Source organism: Neorhizobium sp. AL 9.2.2 (genome assembly GCF_013317225.1).
Classification (GTDB): domain Bacteria; phylum Pseudomonadota; class Alphaproteobacteria; order Rhizobiales; family Rhizobiaceae; genus Neorhizobium; species Neorhizobium soli.
Window position 1 is genome coordinate 190,151 of the sequence record NZ_JAALXU010000001.1, and the last position, 13,457, is coordinate 203,607.

The following is a 13,457-nucleotide window of genomic DNA, read 5'->3' on the forward strand; positions in this document are numbered from 1 at the left end:
ATCGACAGTGTTTGCCTTGCCGCAAAAGGAAAACCCCGGGCTGGGCCGGGGTTCTCGATTGAGCAGGTGCGCTTGATGATCAAAGCTTGCCGTTGCGCTGCTGGATCATCATGAACGTGTCGTAGGTGTAATCGGCGATCTGCGCCCAGAGATAGGCATCCTTCTTGAAGGCCTGCTGGCTGTCGTAGATCTTCTTGAAGGCAGCGTTCTTGGCCGTGAGTTCCGCATAGGTTTCCTGCGCCGCAGCGAAGCTGGCATCTAGGATCTGCTGGTTGAAGGCCTTCAGCACGGCACCTTCCGACACAAGCTGGCGCAGCGCCTTGGCGTTGCTGGCATCGTAGCGAGCCAGCATGTTCATGTTGGCGTTGGCGCAGGCATCTTTCAGAATGCGCTGGTAGCTCTTCGGCAGATTGTTGAACTTGTCGCGGTTGAAGAAGGCGTGGACGGCCGGGCCACCTTCCCACCATGCGGGATAGTAGTAGTATTTCGCGACCTTCACGAAGCCGAGCTTCTGATCGTCATACGGACCGACGAATTCGGTCGCATCGATCGTGCCCTTTTCCAGGGCCGCATAAACGTCGCCGCCGGCGATCTGCTGCGGCGTGACGCCAAGCTTCGTCATCACCTGGCCGGCAAGACCTGCGATGCGCATCTTCAGACCCTTCAGGTCATCGATCGTGTTGATCTCCTTGCGGAACCAGCCACCCATCTGGGCACCCGTATTGCCGGCCGGCAGCGCATAGAGATTGTAGGTGCCGAGGAATTCGTTGAGCAGGTCGTTGCCGCCGCCGATCGAGAACCAGGAGTTCGTCTGGCGGGCATTAAGACCGAAGGGCACCGACGTCCCGAGCGCGAATGTCGGATCCTTGCCAATGTAATAGTAGGAGCAGGTATGCGCCATTTCGACGGTTCCGTTGGAAACAGCGTCTGCCGCCTGAAGGCCGGGCACAATTTCGCCGGCCGCGAATGTGTGAATGGTGAAGTTGCCGTCCGTCGCTTCCTTGACGCTTTGCGCGATATCGGTGGATGCGGCCCAGAGGATGTCGGTGTTCTTGGTAAAGGAGGATGTCATTCTCCAGGTGAGCTTGGGGCTTTCCTGCGCGATCGCGGGAGCGGCCAGAGCCCCGGCTGCAACTGCGCCGATTCCGGCGGTCCCTGCCTGCCGAAAGAAATGTCTGCGGTTCATACGGGTCATGCCTTTCTGACTGGCCCTTGACGGCCGGTAACTTCATTTCACCGGTCCTCACCGGCGTCTGCTCTTAATCCGATCATTTCGTCACCGGCAAGTAAAAAGTGCAGGAAGTTGCGCTGCGCTGCAGCATTGGTTTGCGAATATTGCGCGCGAATTTTTTTCTCAAACGGATCGAAGGGCACGGTTTGGAGTGACTTGAACTTTCACACAAAAAAGTTAGGTTAGAATTATTCTAATAAGGAGCTTCGATGTTCACTCGTTTGGTGCCCGGGTCCCGCCGGGCGTTTTTGTCGCTGAGCGAAGAGGAAATCCTCGCTCTTGCCATCTCGTCGGAAGAGGAGGATGCGCGCATCTATCTCTCCTACGCGAAGAACCTGAAAGAGGCATATCCGAGCTCCGCAAAGGTGTTCGAGGACATGGCCGAGGTCGAGCAGACGCACAAGAACATGCTGATCCAGATGTTTCGCTCCCGCTTCGGCGAGAACATTCCGCTGATCCGCAGAGAGCATGTGCAGGGATTTTACGCCCGCAAGCCAGACTGGCTCATGCGCAATCTGCCGCTCGACAAGATCCGCGAACAGACGGAAGCGATGGAGCGCCAGGCGGCACGGTTCTATCGCGAGGCCGCCAAAAGGGTATCGGATGCCTCGACGCGGCAGCTCCTGGGCGATCTGGCCTTGGCGGAGGACGGGCATGAAGACATCGCCCGGATGCTCAGCGAAAAGCACGTAACCGAGGAAACGCGTTCGGAAGAAGACCTGTCTGCCCGGCGTCAGTTTATCCTGACCTATGTCCAGCCAGGGCTTGCCGGCCTTATGGACGGTTCGGTTTCGACACTGGCGCCGATCTTTGCGGCAGCATTCGCCACGGGCGATACCTGGTCGACCTTCCTGATAGGTCTGTCCGCATCGGTCGGTGCGGGTATCTCGATGGGCTTTACCGAAGCGGCACACGACGATGGCAAGATTTCCGGTCGCGGCTCCCCCATCAAGCGCGGATTTGCCTCAGGCATCATGACCGCGATCGGCGGCCTCGGCCATACACTACCCTATCTCATTCCGCATTTCTGGACGGCCACCATCGTTGCGGCGATCATCGTCTTCTTCGAACTCTGGGCGATTGCCTTCATCCAGAACCGTTACATGGAGACACCGTTCTTCAAGGCTGTCTTCCAGGTCGTGTTCGGCGGCTCGCTGGTCCTGGCTGCCGGTATCCTGATCGGCAACGGATAAGGCGCAGGTTATCGGTTCGCCGCAGCCGGCGCATCGACAGCAAAAAAGAAGACCCGCCGCTGCAAAGCAGGGCGGGTCTTGTCATTTCGGCTAGATGATGCGGACCGTCGTCTGAACGGATGGCTTTACCGGAGAGCGCCGACGAGAAGGTCGCGGCCATTTTCGATGGTGACCCAACGCCCTGCGTTGAACGAAGCCTGGCGCTTCAGGAACGTGTAATGCGTGGCTGTCCAAGGCAGGACATCGTTATCAAGATTGTCGAGAATGAAATCTCCATCCGCAGTGCGAAGCGTCAGAACGGCGTGACCTTCTCCATCCGGCTTGCGCACGACCGTCATCAGAAGGTCGGAATAACTGAAGCCTGCTTCGGCCAGTTCCTTGCGCTTCTGCAACGCGAAATCCTCGCAGTCGGCGAAGATGGTCGGATAGGTCCAGAACTCTTCCCGACCGTAAGCATCCATGTCGGTCTTGGCGATATAGCGCTCGTTGACTTCCAGGTTGATACGGCGAACCGTTTGCCAGCTGTCTTCGTTGAGTTTGGGAGCGGGCGCCGACCGGCTCTTCAGAGAACATTCCGCGGGGAGGCGCTGGCAGAACTCGAAATGGCCGATCGGTTGCGACGTCACGTCACCGGTCACCATCGATGCAATCGACCGCGGAGCCGGCATTGCGGCGCCCGCAGGCACCAGCGCGCACAAAAGGATCACCGCAAAGCGCCGTACCAGCAAGGCTTTCATCATGACCCGTCCCTTAAAGTCCTAACGAAAAGTTAAGGGCCGAATGGGGGTCAAGTCAATCGTTCAGGTTTTGTTAATCTTCATTAAAACTGCTTTATGGTTAACAATGCTGCATTCTCGCATCAGCCCAAAATTTACTCATTTATTTATTAGGCCCATGATTGCACCCCTCATTTTTTCGATATCCTGAGGTCTGGAAAGGCGGTGATCACCGTCACGTACAAGCGTCAGCGTCACGTCGTCGGCAGGCAGGAATTCCATGAGTTTCAGCGCGTGTTCATAAGGCACGTCGCGGTCGTTCATTCCCTGAAGGATATGCACGGGGCAACCGGTTTCGATAATGCCGGTCAGTACTCGGTTGCGTGCTCCATCCTCAAGCAGGTCGCGGGTGTAGATATCAGGTTCGCTGCTATATTCGGAGGGTTCCTCGGCATAGCCGTTGACTGCAAGCGACTTCCGCTGCTCATCCGTCAGGTGCGGCTCGATCAGCTCCCCCGTAAAATCGGGGGCGGGGGCAATCAGCACCATACCCTCGACTTGGGGCGACGCGCCACGCTTCTTAAGCTCTTGGGCCACACGAAGCGCGATCCAGCCGCCCATCGACGAGCCGACCAGCACTACGCTCTTGGGTTTCGTGTGGTCGAGCACGGCAAGAGCCTCCTCCAGCCAGCGGGAAATCGTGCCGTCGCGAAACGCGCCGCCGGAGACGCCGTGGCCGGAATAGTCGAAGCGGATGCACTCGGTGCCGAGCGTCTCGGCCAGCGCGTCGAGTTCGACGGCTTTGGTGCCCGTCATGTCCGATCGGTAGCCGCCGAGCCAGACGAAAGCCGCGTTGTCGTTGGAAGCGGATGCCGGCCTGACGAGAATTGCGATCTCGCGCATTGTCTCTGCGGTGCCAACCGGAATGCGGATAAGGTCTGATGGGGCGGTCGCTGACATGTGGGTCTCCTTGACGTCGCAGCCTCCGATTGCGTCAAACAGAGGCATCCTGAAAGGCGGGCATCTATAAATCACATTGTCAGACGATTGCAGCAGGTGATTTTTCCCCGCGTATATGGTATTGACATCTATCCAGTGATGACGACATTCCGCTTTCGGCTGCAGCCAAGCGAGGAATTGTCGTTGCTGCGTGCTGAAATTATCTAGGAGAACACGACCATTCGCAGACCATTCAAAGCCGATGCCCCCGTCAAGGAAGGCCCGCGCTCAAACCGGGAAATCCGCGTTCCCAAGGTCCAGCTTATCGATGCCGAAGGCTTGAATCTCGGTGCGATACCGACCGACCAGGCCCTCAAGATGGCTGAGGACGCCGGACTCGATCTCGTCGAGATCTCGCCGAACAACGATCCGCCGGTATGCAAGATCCTCGATCTTGGTAAGCTGAAATACGCGAACCAGAAGAAGGCGTCCGAAGCGCGCAAGAAGCAGAAGATCGTCGAAATCAAAGAAATCAAGATGCGCCCGAACATCGACACCCATGACTATGAGGTGAAGATGAAGGCGATGAACCGGTTCTTTGAGGAAGGCGACAAGGTAAAGGTGACGCTGAAGTTCCGTGGCCGCGAAATGGCCCACCAGGAACTCGGCATGAAGCTTCTGCTGCAGGTCAAAGAAGACACTGTTGAAATTGCCAAGGTGGAAGCCGAGCCCAAGCTCGAAGGCCGCCAGATGATGATGGTGCTGGCGCCGAAGTAAGCGCCACGCCAATCGCCCCGGACCTGAAAGAGGTCAGGGCATCGGCGTTGTCACGCCATTCTTCTTATCCCATTGCGCTTTTAATCCTCTGCGGTTATAAGCGCGCGTCCGAACGGTCCGGCAGGGCATGCCGTGGCAGTTCAAAATGCTTGGAAATCGCATCGTCTGCGGTTCCGATACAATTATGGAGTAGCAAAATGCCCAAGATGAAGACGAAATCGGCTGCCAAGAAGCGATTCAAGGTAACCGCGACCGGTAAGGTCGTTGCCGCCGCTGCTGGCAAGCGCCACGGCATGATCAAGCGTTCCAACAAGTTCATCCGCGATGCACGCGGCACGATGATCCTCGCTGAGCCTGACGGCAAGAAGGTTATCAAGAACTACCTGCCGAACGGTCTCTAAGACTCATTCGACGATTTGGAACAGTTTTAAGGAGATCATGACATGGCACGCGTAAAACGTGGCGTAACTTCCCGCGCCAAGCACACCAAGACACTCAAGGCAGCCAAGGGCTTCTACGGCCGCCGCAAGAATACCATCCGCGCCGCAAAGGCAGCAGTCGATCGTTCGCGTCAGTTCGCAACGCGCGACCGTCGCGTCAAGAAGCGCAACTTCCGCGCTCTCTGGATCCAGCGTATCAACGCCGCTGTGCGCGAATCCGGCCTGACCTACGGCCGCTTCATCGACGGCCTCAACAAGGCTGGCATCGAAGTCGACCGCAAGGTCCTGTCTGACCTGGCAATCCATGAACCTGCAGCATTCGGCGCTCTCGTCGAAGCTTCCAAGACGGCTCTGGCCTACCTCAAGGACGCCGGCACGAAGAACGAGTTTGAAAGCGCGGTCAAGTAACCAGCGCTTCCCAAGCTTGTAGCTGATAGATTTTGGGGAACCCGCGCTGGCAGTGAGCTGGCGCGGGTTTTTCTTTTGTCGGCTTTCATGTTTTGTCCGCCAGCAGTCGCATTCGAATCCGCTTCATTGTCCGAGCATCAACGGAACACATCATGTCCGATCTGGAAAATCTGAAAACCTCGCTTCTGGCTGAAATCGAAGGTGCCAGCGATGAGGCATCGATCGAAGCCGTGCGCGTCAATGCGCTTGGCAAGAAAGGCTCCGTCTCCGAGCTCCTGAAGACACTCGGTGGCATGTCGGCGGAAGAACGCCAGACTCGCGGCGCGGCGATCAACGCGCTGAAGACTGAGGTCACCGAGGCGATCACGAGCCGCAAGACGATGCTGAAGGACGCAGCGATCGACGCGCGTCTGAAGGCCGAGACGCTCGATGTGTCGCTGCCGGTGCGCTCTTCTCCTGCCGAGCGCGGCCGTATCCATCCCATCAGCCAGATCACCGACGAAATCACCGCGATCTTTGCAGACATGGGCTTCTCGATCGCCGAGGGCTCTGATGTCGAGACCGACTACTATAACTTCACCGCGCTGAATTTCCCCGAAGGCCATCCCGCCCGCGAAATGCACGACACGTTCTTCTTCCAGCCGGATGAAAAGGGTGAGCGCAAGGTGCTGCGCACCCATACTTCGCCGGTCCAGGTTCGCACCATGGAGGCGCAGGACCCGCCGATCCGCATCATCATTCCCGGCAAGACCTACCGCCAGGATTCCGACGCGACCCATTCGCCGATGTTCCACCAGGTCGAAGGCCTCGTGGTCGACAAGAAGGCTCATGTGGGCAATCTGCGTTATGTGCTGGAGGAGTTCTGCAAGACCTTCTTCGAAGTGCCGTCGGTGACGATGCGCTTCCGTCCGTCCTTCTTCCCGTTCACCGAACCGTCGTTCGAAGTCGATATCCAGTGCGACCGCTCAGGACCGATCGTGAAGTTCGGCGAAGGCACCGACTGGATGGAAATCCTCGGCTGCGGCATGGTGCATCCAAACGTGCTGCGCGCCGGCGGGCTCGATCCGGACGAGTATCAGGGCTTTGCCTGGGGCATGGGCCTCGATCGTATCGCCATGCTGAAATACGGCATGCCGGACCTTCGCGATTTCTTCAATGCCGACGTCCGCTGGATGAACCACTACGGTTTCCGCCCGCTCGACATGCCGACTTTGTTTGGTGGGTTGAGCCAGTAACCGGAACCATTGCGGACGGAATTGCCATGAGTGAGATGGTCACGCGACAAGAGAGGGTGCATCGTGGCGGCTGCCGCTGCAGCGCGATCCGCTTTGAGGTCATCGCTGACCCGATCTACGCCAGTTACTGCCACTGCACCGACTGCCGGAAAGCAACCGGTGCGCCTGTCGCGGCATTTGTCGGGTTCGAAACCGACGACGTGACTTTCGCAGGCGAGACCGGATCGAGCTACGGCATAGCACCCGTCAAACGCAGCTTCTGCGCGACCTGCGGCGCACCGATTGCCTATACCGATGAGCGGCTCGCCGACCGGATCTACTTTATGCTCGGCGCCATGGATGCGCCGGAAAACTATCCGCCCAGCGTGCACGGTTACGTGCGCGAAGAGCTTCCTTTCTTCCATGTCGATGACGGCCTGCCACGGATGGAAACCATGACCGTGCAGAGACCTTCAGGAGAAAACCGATGAAATTCACGCTTTCCTGGCTCAAGGATCACCTTGAAACCGATGCCAATCTCGAGCAGATCTGCGAGCGCCTGACGGCGATCGGGTTGGAAGTCGAGGATGTCGATGACAAGGCAGCCTACAAGCCTTTCGTCATCGCAAAAGTCCTGTCGGCGGAAAAACATCCGGAGGCGGACCGCCTGAAGGTTCTGTCCGTTGATGCCGGTCCAGATGTCAACGGCGGCAAGCCGCTGCAGATCGTCTGCGGCGCGCCGAATGCCCGCGCCGGTCTGGTCGGCGCGCTTGCGCGTCCGGGCGACTATGTTCCGGGTATCGATGTGACGCTTGCCATCGGCAAGATCCGCGGCGTCGAAAGCCATGGCATGATGTGCTCCGAAAAGGAGCTGAACATGTCGGAAGACCATAACGGGATCATCGATCTTCCCGAAGATGCCCCGGTCGGCACCTCGTTCGCCGCCTATGCCGGCCTCGACGATCCGATGATCGAGATCAACCTGACGCCGAACCGTCCCGATTGCACCTCGATCTATGGCATCGCCCGTGATCTGGCCGCATCCGGCCTCGGCACGCTGAAGCAGCACTCGGAACCTCAGCTCAAGCTCGAGGGCGAAACCTCTGTCGGCCTGTCGATCGATCTCGATGATGAAAACCTGTGCCCCGGTTTCGGCCTGCGCCTCGTGCGCGGCGTCAAGAACGGCGCAAGCCCGGCCTGGATGCAGACGCGCCTGAAGGCGATCGGCCTGCGTCCGATCAATGCTCTGGTCGACATCACCAACTACATGACCTTCGACCAGGGCCGGCCGATGCATGTCTTCGATGCCGCCAAGGTGAAGGGCGATCTGGTCGTTCGCCGCGCCAGCGAAGGCGAAACGATCCTCGCGCTCGATACCCGCGAGTACAAGCTTACACCCAATAACGTCGTCATCGCCGATGACAACGGCGTGGAATCGATCGGCGGCATCATGGGCGGCGAACATTCCGGCTGCGACGAGAACACCGTCGATGTCCTGATCGAATCGGCATTGTGGGACCCGATCAACATCGCGAAATCCGGCCGCGCGCTCGGCATCATCACCGACGCCCGCTACCGGTTCGAACGCGGCGTCGATCCGAACTATATGCTGCCCGGCCTCGACCGCACCACGCAATTAGTGCTGGAACTCTGCGGCGGCACGGCTGCCGAAGCAAAGGTCGTCGGCTACAAGGCATATGAGCCGAAGGTCGTCGATTTCCCCTTCGCTGAAGTCAAGCGCCTGACCGGCCTTGAGATCTCGTCCGACGAAAGCCGCCAGATCCTCGATCGCCTCGGCTTCATGGTCGAAGGTTCAGGCGAACGAGTGTCGGTCAAGGTCCCGTCCTGGCGTCCGGATGTCGATGGCAAGGCCGATCTCGTCGAAGAGGTCATGCGCATCCACGGCGTCGATCACATCAAGCCGGAGCCGCTCGAAAGCATCGGCAGCGTCAACGGCAAGATCCTGACCACGTTGCAGATTCGCACTCGCACGGCAAAGCGTGCACTCGCTGCCCGCGGCATGCTGGAAGCGGTCACCTGGTCGTTCATTCCGGAGGCGCAGGCAAAGCTGTTCGGTGGCGGCGCGCCGTCGCTGAAGCTCGCAAACCCGATCGCCGCCGATATGTCGGACATGCGTCCCTCGCTGCTGCCGGGTCTGCTGACCGCTGCCCAGCGCAATGCCGACAAGGGTTTGGGCGATGTGGCGATCTTCGAAGTCTCCGGCACCTACGAGAACGACACGCCGGAAGGCCAGCGTCGCGTTGCCGGCGGTATCCGCCGCGGCACGGCCTCGATCAATGGCGCGGGGCGCCTCTGGTCGAACGGTGCCAAGGGCGGCGGCAAGCCGGTGGATGTCTATGACGCCAAGGCCGATGCGCTGGCCGTGATCGAAGCCTGCGGCTTGTCCATGTCGAACGTGCAGGTCGAACAGGGTGGTCCCGCCTGGTATCATCCGGGCCGCTGCGGCACGATCAAGATGGGTCCTAAGATCGTGCTCGGCACGTTCGGCGAATTCCATCCGAAGACGCTGTCCGCGCTCGATGTGTCAGGCGCACTGTGCGGCTTCGAGGTCTATCTCGACGCCATGGCCGAGCCGAAGAAGAAGGCGACCCGTACCAAGCCGCCGCTGGAGCTATCGCCCTTCCAGGCCGTCAAGCGCGACTTCGCCTTCGTGGTGGAATCGACTGTCGAAGCCGGCGCGATCGTCAAGGCCGCAACCAGTGCCGACCGCAAGCTGATCTCGGGCGTCAACGTGTTCGACGTCTTCGAAGGCGCGTCGGTCGGCGAGGGCAAGAAGTCGGTTGCAATCGAGATCCTGATCCAGCCGGTCGACAAGACACTGACGGACGAGGATTTCGAGGCACTCACCGCCAAGATCGTCGCCAACGTCGTCAAGGTCACCGGCGGCGTGCTGCGCGCCTAACTGGCGCGCTGGTAACGCCATTCCTTTGTCCTGCCGCCATATCCATAGGATGCGGCGCGGACGTCCTGAACATAGATGTAGCTCTCCTCATGCAGATCGCCGAGGAGAGCCGCAAATCCCGCAAAGGCCGCCTGAATAAAGGCGGCCTTTTCGCGTTTGGTATTGGTTTCTTGGGTTTGAAACGGGCGTGGTAACTTCACACGAACCGTTGGGGGAACTTCCGATGCGCAAACCGAATTCCATGAAGGGGCTGGAGGAGCTTGGCAGGGTCAGGCTGTCGGAAAACTTCTTCTTCCGCGATTTCCTGTTTTCCGAAATTGCCGCAGTCTATGGCATGGCCAATGTCCCTGACGATCCGGATCTGGCGATCGAGGCGGGGCGGCGCCTTTGTGAAGAGCTGCTGGAACCGCTACAGGCGACATTTGGCCGGCTGCATGTGCGCTCCGGCTACCGCGCAGCTGAAGTCAACGCCTTCGGCAATGCCCAGCGATTGAACTGCGCCACCAATGCCGCCTCGTCTGCGGATCATATCTGGGATCTTCGCGATGCCGATGGCTGCATGGGGGCAACGGCCTGCGTCGTCGTCCCCTGGCTAATCGACAATGTCAGCGAGGAGGGCGACTGGCGAAAGCTCGCCTGGTGGATCCACGATCACCTGCCCTACGCCTCGCTCTGCTTTTTCCCGAAACTCTGGGCCTTCAATATCCAGTGGCACGAACGGCCGGTGCGCCGGATCACGAGCTATGCCCAGCCCCGCGGGCTCCTGACAAAGGCCGGATTGGAAAACCACGAAGGCGACCATTCGGAATGGTACCAGGGCTTTCCGAATGTGGCGATAGCCAGCGGTGTCAGGAATGCAGGTGGTAGAGCTTGCTGACAATGACCCAGCGACCATTCACCTTCAAAAGAGAAAGGTAGTCGGTGAACCGGAGGCCGGCAAATTCGTCGATGAGTTTGACGCTGGCCGCATCGCCGGCGATATCCAGAGCAAGGATCTCGATCAGAGGCTGCGTGCCCGCCGGCGCTGGCCCTTCTGAGGCGACCGCTGCGACAAATTCGGCCACCGATAGCCATTCGACCGCATTGTCGTAGTTACCGATGATCGAAGCTTTTGGATGAAACGCTTTGCAGAGCGCGCCTTCGTGCGCAAACGTCATCCCGTCCACGTAAAGATGCACGACCGACTGCACTGCCTGCTCTTCAGACATGACGCGGCCCTCCCCAGGCTCTACGATAGCAGAACCCGGGGAAGGCTCAACACTCACATCTTCAGCTTCTCGCGGAGCGCATCGATGCGCTTGGAGGCTTCGGCCTTGGACAGATCTTCGGCAAATGCCTCGGGCTCCTTCGCCTGCTCGCTGAGGGTCTTGAGATAGGAGCCCTGGGCGCCGGTCATCGGCTCGTCACCGGTGACCCAGTCATCCGGGTCCTTCTCGGTGTTCGATGCGGGATCCGGGTCAGTCTTCGGGTTATGTATGTCGCTCATAGTTTCCTCACCGTTTGGATGTTCCTTAAACGTTCTCGGTGAAACGAAGTTCCATCAGCGGCGCGGTGTCCATGCCGCCTGTCCGCCGTAACGGGCACCGGCGATCTTGTCGGGAGACAGCATGTCGTCGAGGCGCTTCACGTCGTCGGCGGTCAGCACGACGTCGGCCGCTGCGGCATTCTGCTCCAGATTGGGGATTTTGCGGGCACCGGGAATAGGCACGATGAAGTCACCCTTGGCGAGTACCCAGGCAAGAGCAAGCTGCGCCGCCGTGATGCCCTTTTCCGACGCCATCTGTTCGACAAGCCGGACCAGCGCGAGGTTCGCCTCCATATTCTCAGCCTCGAAGCGCGGCATGGTGCGGCGCAGATCACCCTCGCCAAATTCCGACGTGTTCTGGATCTTGCCGGTCAGGAAGCCGCGGCCGAGCGGGCTGAACGGCACGAAGCCGATCCCCAGCTCACGGCAGGTATCCAGCACATCGCCCTCGGGATCGCGGGTCCAGAGAGAGTATTCGCTTTGCAGCGCCGCAATGGGATGCACGGCATGGGCCCGCCGGATGATATCAGGGCTTGCCTCCGACAGGCCAAGCGCGCGCACCTTGCCTGCCTTCACCAGCTCCGCCATCGCTCCGACCGTCTCCTCGATCGGCACATCAGGATCAACGCGGTGCTGGTAGAAGAGGTCGATGACGTCGATGCCGAGGCGTTTCAGCGAGGCTTCGGCAACCGCGCGCACCTGCTCTGGCCGGCTGTCGAGACCGGACATCGCGCTCGAGTCCTTTTTGGTGGGATCGATCTTGAATCCGAATTTGGTGGCGATCACCACTTTTTCGCGGAACGGCTTCAAAGCCTTGCCGACAAGCTCCTCATTCACGTAGGGGCCATAGACTTCGGCAGTGTCGAAGAAGTTGACCCCGATCTCGACGGCGCGGTGCAATGTCTTGATCGATGTCGCCTCATCCTGCCCCCCATAGGCATGGCTCATGCCCATGCAGCCAAGGCCAATCGCCGAGACCGTTAGTTCAGTTCCAAGCTTGCGTGTCTGCACAGGAATTCTCCAGAGTTGGGCTTTACGGAGGGATAGATCAGGCGCCGGCCTCGTTGAGCAGCGCCATCTGCGCGTCGGTGAGATTGAGTTTGCCGGCCGTAATGATCGCCTCAAGCTGCTTCAGGCTGGTGGCGCTGGCGATCGGCGCAGTAATGCCCGGCCGTGCGGCAACCCAGGCAATCGAAATTGCAGCCAGGCTTTCGCCGGTTTCCGCGGCCACCTGGTCGAGTGCTGCGAGGATCTTCAGGCCGCGGTCGTTGATGTAGTCGGGCATGCGGTTGCCACGCGTCTTGCCTTCTGCATCTTCGGGTTTGCGATACTTGCCCGTCAGGAAGCCAGCTGCCAGCGCGTAGTAGCTGATGACGCCGATGTCTTCGGCGATGCAAAGGTCCGCAAGCGGGCCCTCGAACTTGTTGCGGGTGTAGAGATTGTATTCCGGCTGCAGCACGTCGTAACGGGGTAGGCCGTTTCTGTCCGCAGCGTCGAGCGAGGCCTGCAACTGTTCCGCACTGAAGTTCGAACAGCCGATCGAGCGCACCTTGCCGGCATCCTTCAGCTTCGCAAGCGCGCCAAGCGTCTCCTCGTGCGGCGTATCGTCATCGGGAAAATGCGAGAGGTAGAGGTCGATATAGTCAGTCTGCAACCGCTGCAGGGATTTTTCGACGGCTTCCACCACCCACTTCGCCTTCAGCTTCTTGTCGTCGCCCATGGTGGGGTAACCGAATTTCGTGACGATGACCGCCTTGTCGCGGGCCACCGTGCCGCGCTTCAGCCAGTTGCCGATCACGGTCTCGCTTTCACCACCCTGATGGCCGGGCGCCCATGCGGAATAGACATCGGCCGTGTCGATCGTGTTGAAGCCGGCCTCGAAGAACGCGTCCAGCATCTCGAAAGAAGTCTTTTCGTCCGCGGTCCAGCCGAACACGTTGCCGCCGAAAACGACGGGCGAGATGGAAAGTCCGGTACGGCCGAGCAAGCGCATGTCCATGATGGTCTCCAGATAGATGACGTGGGGAAGCGATGAGTGCTGAAGGATGAAACTAGGCTGATTGGATCGACTGTCAAACCGACAAGCGGGCA

At 59.5% G+C, this 13,457-nt stretch carries 16 protein-coding genes; 8 read left to right on the forward strand and 8 right to left on the reverse strand.

Going from position 1 to position 13,457, the window contains the following annotated elements; all coding sequences use genetic code 11:
* Positions 1–79 precede the first annotated feature (79 nt).
* Positions 80–1,186, reverse strand: a complete 1,107-nt coding sequence (locus G6K99_RS00975) for a TRAP transporter substrate-binding protein (protein ID WP_113167007.1) — start codon at positions 1,184–1,186, stop codon at positions 80–82.
* Positions 1,187–1,440: 254 nt separating this feature from the next.
* Between G6K99_RS00975 and mbfA the strand changes: the two genes are divergently transcribed.
* Entirely contained in the window at positions 1,441–2,424 is a 984-nt protein-coding gene (gene mbfA, locus G6K99_RS00980) for an iron exporter MbfA (protein WP_174195456.1), read from the forward strand.
* Between the two features lie 125 nt (positions 2,425–2,549).
* On the opposite strand, the gene G6K99_RS00985 is transcribed toward mbfA, so the two are convergent.
* On the reverse strand, positions 2,550–3,164 hold the full coding sequence (locus tag G6K99_RS00985) for a transglutaminase-like cysteine peptidase (RefSeq protein ID WP_062454096.1): 615 nt from the start codon (positions 3,162–3,164) through the stop codon (positions 2,550–2,552).
* Between the two features lie 135 nt (positions 3,165–3,299).
* Positions 3,300–4,100, reverse strand: coding sequence for a carboxylesterase (locus G6K99_RS00990; RefSeq protein WP_174195457.1), 801 nt, complete (start codon positions 4,098–4,100; stop codon positions 3,300–3,302).
* 219 nt (positions 4,101–4,319) lie between these two features.
* Here G6K99_RS00990 and infC point away from each other — a divergent pair, with 219 nt between their 5' ends.
* The 6 genes from infC (at position 4,320) to pheT (ending at position 9,841) form a co-directional block, all read left to right on the forward strand.
* Positions 4,320–4,856, forward strand: coding sequence for a translation initiation factor IF-3 (infC, locus tag G6K99_RS00995; RefSeq protein ID WP_062454094.1), 537 nt, complete (start codon positions 4,320–4,322; stop codon positions 4,854–4,856).
* A gap of 197 nt (positions 4,857–5,053) precedes the next feature.
* Positions 5,054–5,257 carry a 50S ribosomal protein L35 gene (gene rpmI, locus G6K99_RS01000; RefSeq protein WP_046793986.1) on the forward strand — a complete coding sequence of 68 codons (204 nt, stop codon included), beginning with the start codon at positions 5,054–5,056 and terminating at the stop codon, positions 5,255–5,257.
* 42 nt (positions 5,258–5,299) lie between these two features.
* The gene (gene rplT, locus G6K99_RS01005; RefSeq protein WP_062454093.1) at positions 5,300–5,704 is read left to right on the forward strand and encodes a 50S ribosomal protein L20; all 405 of its coding nucleotides are present in this window, start codon (positions 5,300–5,302) and stop codon (positions 5,702–5,704) included.
* A 152-nt stretch (positions 5,705–5,856) separates the two neighbouring features.
* Positions 5,857–6,939: a phenylalanine--tRNA ligase subunit alpha gene (pheS, locus tag G6K99_RS01010; RefSeq protein ID WP_062454092.1), complete on the forward strand. Its 1,083-nt coding sequence runs from the start codon at positions 5,857–5,859 to the stop codon at positions 6,937–6,939.
* 26 nt (positions 6,940–6,965) lie between these two features.
* Positions 6,966–7,409 carry a GFA family protein gene (locus tag G6K99_RS01015; protein ID WP_244631336.1) on the forward strand — a complete coding sequence of 148 codons (444 nt, stop codon included), beginning with the start codon at positions 6,966–6,968 and terminating at the stop codon, positions 7,407–7,409.
* The gene (gene pheT, locus G6K99_RS01020) at positions 7,406–9,841 is read left to right on the forward strand and encodes a phenylalanine--tRNA ligase subunit beta (protein WP_174195458.1); all 2,436 of its coding nucleotides are present in this window, start codon (positions 7,406–7,408) and stop codon (positions 9,839–9,841) included. The genes G6K99_RS01015 and pheT overlap by 4 nt, the downstream gene beginning before the upstream one ends.
* Here pheT and G6K99_RS01025 read toward each other — a convergent pair.
* Complete coding sequence (locus G6K99_RS01025; protein WP_202048824.1) at positions 9,838–10,041, reverse strand: hypothetical protein; 204 nt, start codon at positions 10,039–10,041, stop codon at positions 9,838–9,840. The two genes, pheT and G6K99_RS01025, sit on opposite strands and share 4 nt — an antisense overlap.
* 23 nt (positions 10,042–10,064) lie before the next feature.
* Here G6K99_RS01025 and G6K99_RS01030 point away from each other — a divergent pair, with 23 nt between their 5' ends.
* The gene (locus G6K99_RS01030) at positions 10,065–10,718 is read left to right on the forward strand and encodes a hypothetical protein (protein ID WP_174195459.1); all 654 of its coding nucleotides are present in this window, start codon (positions 10,065–10,067) and stop codon (positions 10,716–10,718) included.
* Here the strand turns inward: G6K99_RS01030 and G6K99_RS01035 are convergent.
* Genes G6K99_RS01035 through G6K99_RS01050 form a run of 4 tightly spaced genes read right to left on the reverse strand, consistent with a single transcriptional unit; the run spans position 10,690 to position 13,365 of the window.
* Positions 10,690–11,049, reverse strand: a complete 360-nt coding sequence (locus G6K99_RS01035) for a nuclear transport factor 2 family protein (RefSeq protein WP_174195460.1) — start codon at positions 11,047–11,049, stop codon at positions 10,690–10,692. The two genes, G6K99_RS01030 and G6K99_RS01035, sit on opposite strands and share 29 nt — an antisense overlap.
* Before the next feature lie 53 nt (positions 11,050–11,102).
* Complete coding sequence (locus tag G6K99_RS01040) at positions 11,103–11,327, reverse strand: DUF3072 domain-containing protein (protein ID WP_174195461.1); 225 nt, start codon at positions 11,325–11,327, stop codon at positions 11,103–11,105.
* A 54-nt stretch (positions 11,328–11,381) separates the two neighbouring features.
* Positions 11,382–12,377 carry an aldo/keto reductase gene (locus G6K99_RS01045; protein ID WP_174195462.1) on the reverse strand — a complete coding sequence of 332 codons (996 nt, stop codon included), beginning with the start codon at positions 12,375–12,377 and terminating at the stop codon, positions 11,382–11,384.
* Positions 12,378–12,414: 37 nt separating this feature from the next.
* Positions 12,415–13,365 (reverse strand): aldo/keto reductase, encoded by a 951-nt coding sequence (locus tag G6K99_RS01050; protein ID WP_174195463.1) that lies wholly within the window; start codon positions 13,363–13,365, stop codon positions 12,415–12,417.
* Between the last annotated feature and the right edge of the window lie 92 nt (positions 13,366–13,457).

Excerpts from the sequence above, each read along its gene's own strand:
- rplT (WP_062454093.1), top strand. The coding sequence starts at position 5,300 with ATGGCACGCGTAAAACGTGGCGTAACTTCCCGCGCCAAGCACACCAAG.
- G6K99_RS00975 (WP_113167007.1), bottom strand. The coding sequence starts at position 1,186 with ATGAACCGCAGACATTTCTTTCGGCAGGCAGGGACCGCCGGAATCGGC.
- G6K99_RS00990 (WP_174195457.1), bottom strand. The coding sequence starts at position 4,100 with ATGTCAGCGACCGCCCCATCAGACCTTATCCGCATTCCGGTTGGCACC.
- G6K99_RS01015 (WP_244631336.1), top strand. The coding sequence starts at position 6,966 with ATGAGTGAGATGGTCACGCGACAAGAGAGGGTGCATCGTGGCGGCTGC.
- G6K99_RS01040 (WP_174195461.1), bottom strand. The coding sequence starts at position 11,327 with ATGAGCGACATACATAACCCGAAGACTGACCCGGATCCCGCATCGAAC.
- G6K99_RS01030 (WP_174195459.1), top strand. The coding sequence starts at position 10,065 with ATGCGCAAACCGAATTCCATGAAGGGGCTGGAGGAGCTTGGCAGGGTC.
- G6K99_RS01050 (WP_174195463.1), bottom strand. The coding sequence starts at position 13,365 with ATGGACATGCGCTTGCTCGGCCGTACCGGACTTTCCATCTCGCCCGTC.
- G6K99_RS00985 (WP_062454096.1), bottom strand. The coding sequence starts at position 3,164 with ATGATGAAAGCCTTGCTGGTACGGCGCTTTGCGGTGATCCTTTTGTGC.
- G6K99_RS01035 (WP_174195460.1), bottom strand. The coding sequence starts at position 11,049 with ATGTCTGAAGAGCAGGCAGTGCAGTCGGTCGTGCATCTTTACGTGGAC.
- rpmI (WP_046793986.1), top strand. The coding sequence starts at position 5,054 with ATGCCCAAGATGAAGACGAAATCGGCTGCCAAGAAGCGATTCAAGGTA.
- pheS (WP_062454092.1), top strand. The coding sequence starts at position 5,857 with ATGTCCGATCTGGAAAATCTGAAAACCTCGCTTCTGGCTGAAATCGAA.
- mbfA (WP_174195456.1), top strand. The coding sequence starts at position 1,441 with ATGTTCACTCGTTTGGTGCCCGGGTCCCGCCGGGCGTTTTTGTCGCTG.
- pheT (WP_174195458.1), top strand. The coding sequence starts at position 7,406 with ATGAAATTCACGCTTTCCTGGCTCAAGGATCACCTTGAAACCGATGCC.